Origin of the sequence: Burkholderia sp. BCC0398 (assembly GCF_902833245.1) — a bacterium.
GTDB classification, from domain to species: Bacteria; Pseudomonadota; Gammaproteobacteria; order Burkholderiales; family Burkholderiaceae; genus Burkholderia; species Burkholderia sola.
In genome coordinates this window covers 1-404 of the sequence record NZ_CADFEM010000056.1, presented here as the reverse complement: position 1 = coordinate 404, position 404 = coordinate 1, and the positions used below count along the sequence as shown (strand labels likewise).

The following is a 404-nucleotide window of genomic DNA, read 5'->3' as shown; positions in this document are numbered from 1 at the left end:
ATGTCTGACCAGCCCCGCTACGAGAAACTTCCGCTGTTTAATCCGCACCGCATGGAATTCAAGTGCGTATATCAGGATCAGCACGTGCGGCCGATCGATCCACAGGCAGAGCAGTGGTTCCAGCAGGCGTTGGCGCTCGACGATCCGGACGTGTACTACAAGCGGCGCGACTACGCGAAGATTTATCGACTATACGAGCAGGCGGCCGAACACGATCACTGGAAGGCAATGCTCAATCTCGCGGGATTGATTTTGAGCAGCTATCCGGGCGTGCCTGAGCGTAATTCGGAAGTAGCGATTCGTTGGGTGGAGAAGGCGATGACGCTAGGCGTGGCGGATGCGTACGATCAGATGGGTGTGTACCACCAGAGGGGGCTGGTCAAAGGCGGAAACGCCACCAGTGC

At 57.4% G+C, this 404-nt stretch carries 1 pseudogene; it reads left to right on the top strand.

Features of this window, described 5'->3' with window-relative positions:
• Positions 1-404: pseudogene (locus tag HWX76_RS36480) on the top strand (sel1 repeat family protein); the annotation flags it as partial.